The sequence below is a fragment of the Mesorhizobium sp. M7A.F.Ca.CA.001.10.2.1 genome, assembly GCF_003998575.1.
In the GTDB taxonomy this organism is placed as follows: domain Bacteria; phylum Pseudomonadota; class Alphaproteobacteria; order Rhizobiales; family Rhizobiaceae; genus Mesorhizobium.
Genome location: NZ_RZQY01000007.1, coordinates 22,355 through 29,604 on the forward strand (window position 1 = coordinate 22,355; position 7,250 = coordinate 29,604).

General features: G+C 63.2%; 8 protein-coding genes. 1 reads left to right on the forward strand and 7 read right to left on the reverse strand.

Annotation, left to right across the window (positions count from 1 at the left end; translation table 11 throughout):
* Window positions 1-73: 73 nt before the first annotated feature.
* The 5 genes from EN964_RS01095 to EN964_RS01115 form a co-directional block, all read right to left on the reverse strand.
* Window positions 74-2,059: an AI-2E family transporter gene (locus EN964_RS01095; protein ID WP_127271147.1), complete on the reverse strand. Its 1,986-nt coding sequence runs from the start codon at window positions 2,057-2,059 to the stop codon at window positions 74-76.
* Window positions 2,060-2,187: 128 nt separating this feature from the next.
* Window positions 2,188-3,255 carry a D-alanine--D-alanine ligase family protein gene (locus EN964_RS01100; RefSeq protein WP_127268759.1) on the reverse strand — a complete coding sequence of 356 codons (1,068 nt, stop codon included), beginning with the start codon at window positions 3,253-3,255 and terminating at the stop codon, window positions 2,188-2,190.
* A gap of 26 nt (window positions 3,256-3,281) precedes the next feature.
* Complete coding sequence (locus EN964_RS01105) at window positions 3,282-3,899, reverse strand: C39 family peptidase (RefSeq protein WP_127268758.1); 618 nt, start codon at window positions 3,897-3,899, stop codon at window positions 3,282-3,284.
* 100 nt (window positions 3,900-3,999) lie between these two features.
* Window positions 4,000-4,515 (reverse strand): hypothetical protein, encoded by a 516-nt coding sequence (locus EN964_RS01110; protein WP_127268757.1) that lies wholly within the window; start codon window positions 4,513-4,515, stop codon window positions 4,000-4,002.
* A 187-nt stretch (window positions 4,516-4,702) separates the two neighbouring features.
* Window positions 4,703-5,131 (reverse strand): VOC family protein, encoded by a 429-nt coding sequence (locus EN964_RS01115; protein WP_127268756.1) that lies wholly within the window; start codon window positions 5,129-5,131, stop codon window positions 4,703-4,705.
* Window positions 5,132-5,452: 321 nt separating this feature from the next.
* On the opposite strand from EN964_RS01115, the gene EN964_RS01120 reads away from it, so the two are divergent.
* Complete coding sequence (locus EN964_RS01120) at window positions 5,453-5,755, forward strand: hypothetical protein (protein WP_236382754.1); 303 nt, start codon at window positions 5,453-5,455, stop codon at window positions 5,753-5,755.
* Here EN964_RS01120 and EN964_RS01125 read toward each other — a convergent pair.
* The gene (locus tag EN964_RS01125) at window positions 5,732-6,931 is read right to left on the reverse strand and encodes a PLP-dependent aminotransferase family protein (RefSeq protein ID WP_206520052.1); all 1,200 of its coding nucleotides are present in this window, start codon (window positions 6,929-6,931) and stop codon (window positions 5,732-5,734) included. The two genes, EN964_RS01120 and EN964_RS01125, sit on opposite strands and share 24 nt — an antisense overlap.
* A gap of 176 nt (window positions 6,932-7,107) precedes the next feature.
* The coding region (locus EN964_RS38345; RefSeq protein ID WP_373565051.1) for a GNAT family N-acetyltransferase at window positions 7,108-7,250 on the reverse strand (143 nt) is incomplete at its 5' end.

The following is a 7,250-nucleotide window of genomic DNA, read 5'->3' on the forward strand; positions in this document are numbered from 1 at the left end:
GGTGTGAACTATTTTCCGCAATTCGTGCCTGGCTTGTCGACCCCGACATTGCCGAAAAAGGCAAAGGCAGGGCCTAATCCGCCGCTGCCGCCGTAACCTTCTTGGACGCGGCCCGCTGTCGCCGCATGCGCCGTTTGGCGACGAGCTTGAGAGCGACCGGCGGCTCGTTTGAGAGCGCGCCCAGCACGGCGTCGACCATGCCATGCGCCACGAAATCCGCGTTCAAGTCACGGGCCAGTTTGTCGGCCGTCTCCTTGTCCTCGCTGCCGGTCTCCGACCAGAACACGATTCCCACCCGAAGTGCGGCCTTGGCACGCTTCAGCCGGCGAACCAGAAAACGGGCGTGCTTGACGGAATCCCGGTTCAGGAATCCGACCACGACAGTGTCGACGGTTTCGAGCTCAAGGCGGCGAATGCTGGCGGGCTCCATATCCGCAAAGCCGGCTTTCGATACCGTCGCGCCCTGGACCTCCAGCACCTGCGCCAGCATCGCGGCGGCGGCGTCGTCGAGCTCGCCACGCCCACCGGCGCAAAGCACGGACATATCCGTTCCATCGGGCAGGTCGGTCTCGTCTTCCCCGTTGGGATCGCCATCGTCGCTCGCCTCTGCGGCCTCGGGCGGCGCCTCCTCCTCGCCTGCCTCCTCCTGCGCGCTGTCGTCGAGATTGGCCACCAGCACCAGGGCACTGGCCGCCACCTGCCGCCTTTGCAAATCGCCCATGACGCCGCGCACACGGTCTTGTTCGCCCAGCAAAAGCGCCGGAATGGCAACCTTGTCGTAGAATTCGACCAGATATTTCTCCTCCAGCATCTCCTCGGCATGGTCGGTGGCTTCTTCCGGATCGCCGGCCAGAAGCCGCTGGTACAGGCGCGCATGGGGTTCGAGCACGGGCTCGTTGCCGAACAGCACGTCGAGGAATTCAAACTGCGGCACGTGTCTGCCCAGCACCACCAGGCAGACGGTGAGCGGTGTCGACAGGATCAGCCCGAGCGGCCCCCAGAGCCACGTCCAGAAAATCGCCGCGACGATGATCGCCAGCGGCGACAGTCCTGTCCGCGAACCGTAGAGCCAGGGTTCGATGATATTGCCGGTGATCAGCTCCATCACTACGAACAGGGCGGCGGTCCACAGCACGAGCGACCAGCCCGGCGCAACGGCCAGCGCCAGGAACAGCGGCAAAAGCATGCCGATGATCGGGCCGATATAGGGAACGAAACGCAGCGCCAGCGCCAGCAGCCCCCACAGCAGCGCATTGGGAATACCGAGGGCCCAGAGCCCGATCGCAATCGGTACGGCGTAGACGATGTTGACGACCAATTGCATCAAGAGATAGCGGCCCACCCGCTTGGCGGCATCCTGAAGCGCCTCGGTGGTGCGGTGGAGGTCGCCGTAGCCGACAAGCCGGATGAAGCGGTCGCGCAGATCCTCCCGCTCGAGCAGCATGAAGATGACGACGACGATGATCAGTCCGGCCGACCCAAGCGGGCTGATCAGCGGCCCGACGATATTCTGCAGGACCTGGAGCGGCCTTTCTCGGGCGACGATCTCGACAGGCACCGGCTCACGCGCAGGCTTTTCCGGTGCGGCAGCCGGCAGCGTGGCGTCCTGCCTGTCGATCTCCTGGCCGACACGCTCGACCACCTGGCTCAATCTGGCAAGTATCCCGCCCCCGACCCCGGTTTCCTTGAGCGAGCGGATCTTGGTCAGGATGTTGGTCTGGTAGACCGGGATGTTCTGCGCCAGTTCGCTGACCTGCGTGGCGACGATGAAGGAGAACAGGCCAAGCGCCGCGAAAGCGCCGAGCACGCTGGCAATGACGGCGGCAATCCGGGGAATGCCGATTTTTTTAAGAGCTGAGACAAGCGGCGCCAATGCGAAGGTCAGCAGCAGCGCGATCGCGATCGGCAGGAAAACCTCGCGCCCGAAATACAGTGCGGCCACCGTCGTGACGATGGCCGCCACATTGGGCAAAGAGGTTCGCGGATGGGGCGCGGCTGCTGAAAGTGCGTCCCCTAGCCCGTCAGCCGGAGACGCCGTGCCGTTTCGACGATTGGCCACGTGATGCCTCCCCTGCCAAATGCCATGATCGGGCATATAGAGCGGACGTGCAACTTTAGCCAACGATGAAATACGCCTCGCTCACAGGCAATGATCCGGGCCGCATCGGCCGCTCTCGACCGATCGGATCAGCGCGCCGCATGCCTGGCCAGCGCGTGCTCGATCAGCACGTCAATGGTCTGGCTGTAGCCGATGCCTGACGCCGCCAGCGCCTTGGCATACATCGAGATGTCGGTGAAGCCGGGAATGGTGTTGACCTCGTTGACGAGCAGGCTGCCATCGGCGCGCAGGAAGAAATCGACGCGCGCCATGGCTTCGCAGCCGAGCGCCTGAAAAGCCTGACGCGCCATCTCCCTCGCTTTGTCGGCCACAGTGGCCGGGACATCAGCGGGCACCTTGACCAGCGCGCCGTCGGCATCGAGATATTTGGCCTCATAGGTGTAGAAGCCGTGCTTGCCGGCCGGAATGATCTCGCCGGGCAGCGACACCGTCAGCGACCCGTCGGCGCGCTCCAGCACCGAGAACTCGATCTCGCGCCCCTCGACGAATTCCTCGATCAACACTTTGCCGTCGTAGCGGAAAGCCGTGTCGATGGCCTGCTCGAAGCCATCCCTGTCATTCACCTTGCTGACCCCGAAGGACGAGCCCTGGCGCGCCGGCTTGGCGAAGAACGGCAGGCCGAGCATCCCGGCAATCTCCTGGAAGGAATGCTTGCCGTTTCGATGCACGGTGACGGAGCGGGCAACCGCCAATCCCGCCTCGCGCATCAGCCGCTTGGCGACATCCTTGTCCATGGCCGCGGCCGACGCGAGGATGCCGCAGCCGACATAGGCTACATCGGCGACCTCGGCATAGCCCTGCACCGAGCCGTCCTCGCCGAACGGCCCGTGCAGCACCGGGAACACGACGTCGATGGGGGGCAGGTCAGGCTGCGTACCATCCCGCGAGACGGCGACCAGCCGGCCCTTGCCGCCGGGCAGCAGCGCGACCTCGGCACCATCTTCGGATGCCGGCGCCCCTGCCGCGTCATCAAGTTGTTGCAGCAGCCATCTGCCGCTTTTGGTAATGGCGATCGGCACGATGTCGTAGCGCGTCCGGTCGATCGCCTTCAGCACATTGGCGGCCGACAGGCGCGACACGTCATGCTCGGCCGAACGCCCGCCATAGAGGATGGCCACTCTTGTCTTACCGGTCATCGAAATCCCTCGACTGTCAAAAAAAATCAAATGGCGACGGCAATGCCGCGATTGGCGAAGAAGCGGTCGAAATCGGCCGGCGCCAACACTGCGTCTGCCTGTGTGGCGGGGTCATGGCCGGACGGGTTGTGGAAGCGGAAACCCTGATTGGATGCCGCCGTGACCAGCACCAGATGACCGCCCTTCGAGGGCGGCTCGCGCTCGGGCCAGCGGATCGAACTGCTGACCGACGCGATGAAGAAGCGCGTCCGCTGCATGATCGCCGGAATCTCGGCCGTCGCGACATTGGTCACCACCTCGGCCCGGAGTCCAAAAACCTCTTTCACGAAGCTGACGAAGGGCGCGTAGATCAGCCCCTTGATCGATCCCCCGTTGACGACATAGCCGCCATATAAGGTGCAGCGCCTGGCAAGCTCGATCGTCGGCACGATCTCGCCGCGGCTTGCCAGGATCATCTTCAGGCACGCCATGCCGCAGATATTGGCCGCCCAGACCGCATATTCATCGAGTGTTTCCGCGCCCGATCCCCGCCACAGCGGATCGCGCCTGAGGGCAACATCCGCGCCGTCGGCGAGCACGTCCAGCGTCAGGTCGGGCGTCTCCCACTGGCTGAAAAACGGCACGGTTTCAGGCAGTGGACTCATACGGGCTCCTCGGCGGCTGGCTCCATCTCGTATACGAGGATACGAGATGGATGAAAAGCCGCTTAGGCCCGTTTAGGTGTGGGGAGCCGTGCGCCGCCGCCTACTCGGCCTTCGTCCAACCGAAAACCAGCCAAGCATATTTCGATTTTTCGTCGGGTTCGACAGTGTAGGTCATCTGCATGTCGCCGTCCTTGGCGTAGATATCCAGCCTGGGCGCGGTCTCCAGCTTGAGCCACGCCGAACTGTTGCTGAAGGACCAGGTTCCGCACCAGACGCAAGGCCCCGCCGTCGGATCACCCGGCTGATGAAAATTGTAGCGGCCGTCCGCCGTGATCTCCAGATAGTCAAACGCGCCGTAAAACGCGGTCACCGTCTGCTGGAATTCATTGGCGGCCGCTTCCTGTTCCGGTGTCGGCGCATCCTTCATATCGCGCGGCGGCCGGATGGCTCCGCCGTTCAGTTTCCATTTGCCGACAAAATCCTTCTGGGTCGGAAGATATTCCTCCTGCGCCTGCGCCGATGAAACATAAGCAAAAGGTGATATACTTGTGAGATCCACGGCCCCGATCGCAAATAAAAGCGTGGCGGCACAGATCGCCCTTGTTGGGTTTTGCATAAAAAATGTATCTCCAAGGGGGTAAGGGGAGTTCTATTGAGGATTTTGCAGCGCACGTTGCTTCGATGCCGATTCCCGCCCGCCATTTGCACGGTTAGCATCGTGGCCATCAATCTGGCAACGCAAGGCAGCTTCTCTCCGGCATCGCCCATGCGCCCGCGATCCCGGCCGGCTGAATATCGGCAGCTTAGAAGGTGATCTTCACCGAAGCTGCGCTGCGACTATGCGGACCATGATGGACGGCCTCGATGTTGTTGCCGTCGGGATCGAGCAGGAAGGCGGCGTAATAGCCGGGATGATAGGGCCGTTCGCCCGGCGCGCCATTGTCCGTGCCGCCAGCCGCCAGTCCGGCCTTGTAGAAGGCGTCGACCATGGCGTGGTCCCTTGCCTGGAAAGCCAGGTGATGGCGACCGGTGAGTTTTCCCTGTGCGGCCCGGCTGTCGGCAGTGGAGACAAACAGCTCGTCGGCCCAGAAAAAATCGTCGCCGCTCCCACCGATCGGAACATCGATCGCCTGCAGGACCGCCTCGTAGAAACGCCGGCTGGGCGCGAGATCCCTGACCACCAGTTGGATGTGGTCGATGAGCCGGCCGCGATGCAATTCCTGGGTTTCCATAAAGATGCCTCCTCGTGAGGTTCGAATTTAGGTTCGGACAGGGCGTCGTCAATGCGGATACTTGTTCTATCCCGCAAACAAAAAGCCCGCCGGGAGGGGATCCGGCGGGCCTTTGGAAAGCATGTCTAGCCTTCAGGGGTCTGAGGGGGATCAGACCTGGTAAGAACCTTTGTTGGCCGCGGAGGTTCCACCCGAACAAAAAATTGCCGATGGCCCGTCGAAACCGCGGAAGCGGTGGAGGCGATTTCTTCGCGAGAGCACTCACAGTTTGGAACTTTCCGCTCACAACCGGGTTGGGTGCCCCGGTGGGAGGAATTGCTATTGGATAGTTTTCAGAGGCTCGAAGCGCTGGTCGACAGCGCCGGTGTCGAGGATATCGAGGAAGCAACCGCTCTGCTGCGCCGGTTCAAGGGCAGGTCGCGCGAGGTCTCGGCAGCCATAGATGAGTTCATGCTCGATTTCATGACGTTGGTCTTCGTCGTCGAAAGCGGCGAAGAAGGTTTCGAAAAGCCGGTCCGCAAGCTCGCTCGCACCAAGCTTTCAAAGCTTGAGCGGATGGTGACTGTGATGGCGGAGGAAAAGCCGGCCTCCGGCGCCGGCCTATCCCTTCAGGATGGCGGCTAGCCTTGGAATGCCTTCGCTCACCGCGCGCCGGTCGGCGAGCGTGAAGGACAGCCGCAGCGTGTTGCGCCCGGTGCCGTCGGCATAAAAGGCGCCGCCCGGCACGAAGGCCACCCGCGCTTCTTTCACCGACCGCGCCAGAAGCTCGGTGGCGTCGGCCCCTTCCGGCAACGTTACCCAGACGAACATGCCGCCTTCCGGGCGGCTCCAGGTCACGCCTTCCGGCATATTGGATTCCAGTGCCGAGAGCAGCCCGTCGCGGCGCTCGCGATAGGCGCCGATAAGTTTTTCCACCTGGCCGTCGAAGACGGCTTCGGCGACACGATGCATCACCACCTGGTTGATCGACGGGCTGTGCAGGTCCGAGGCCTGCTTCATCAGCACCAGTTTCTCGACGATGTGGCGCGGGGCGCAAACCCAGCCGATGCGCATGCCCGGCGACAGTATCTTCGAGAACGAGCCGCAATAGAGCGTGCGCGCCTTGTCGATGCCGCCGGACCTGATGCAGTCGAGCGCCAGGATCGGCGGCACGCCGTCGCCGTCATAGCGCAGCGCGCGATAGGCGGCATCCTCGATGACGGCGATGTCGAGTTCGCCGGCAAGGCCGAGCACCGCCTCGCGCTGCTCACGGTTCAGCGTGTTGCCGGTCGGGTTGGCGAAATCCGGCACCAGATAGGCGAATTTGGCCTTGCCGCCATTTGCTGCCGCTGCCGCGCGATAGGCATCGGGCGTCATGTTGCCGCCGGCCGGGGTCAGCCGGTCGTAGCGAGGCTCATAGGCGTTGAAAGCCTGCAGCGCGCCGAGATAAGTCGGCCACGTCACCAGCGCGGTATCGCCCGGCGACAGGAACAGTTTGCCGAGATAGTCCAGCGCCTGCTGGGAGCCGGAAGTGATGAAGATATTGGCCTCGTCACAGGCGACGCCGAGCTTGCCCATCTGCCCGGCGAGCCAGCGCCGCAACGGCAGGTAGCCTTCCGAGACCTGGTACTGCAGCGCCGCACCCGCCTCGGCGCCGCCCAGCACCGAAGCATAGGCGTCACGGATCGCCTCGGCCGGGAACAACGCCGGATCGGGAATACCGCCGGCGAACGAGATGATGTCCGGCTGGTCGAGCAGCTTCAGGAGCTCGCGGATTTCGGACGCTTTCATGCGCGACGAGCGCGAAGCCAACAGATTCATAAGGGTCACGACACGCCTCCCCAAACGCTGCAATATAGGTCAACTTGGCTGACCTATATCCCCTCTTGGCCGCGAATTGAAGTGTGCCTGAACGATTTCCCGAATGCGCCAGCGCGGGCGCACTGCTCGAACGCCGCGAGCAGTTCCACAAAAAATGTGCAGCGGTTTCCGTCCGCCTAAAGGCTCTTCTTGTAGCCGAGATGGCTGCCGGTGAAGCCGAGGCTTTCGTAGAAACGGTGCGCGTCCGCCCGCCCCTTGTCGGTGGTCAGTTGGACGAGGCTGCAGCCCCGCGCCCGGCACGCGTCGATCGCCCATACGA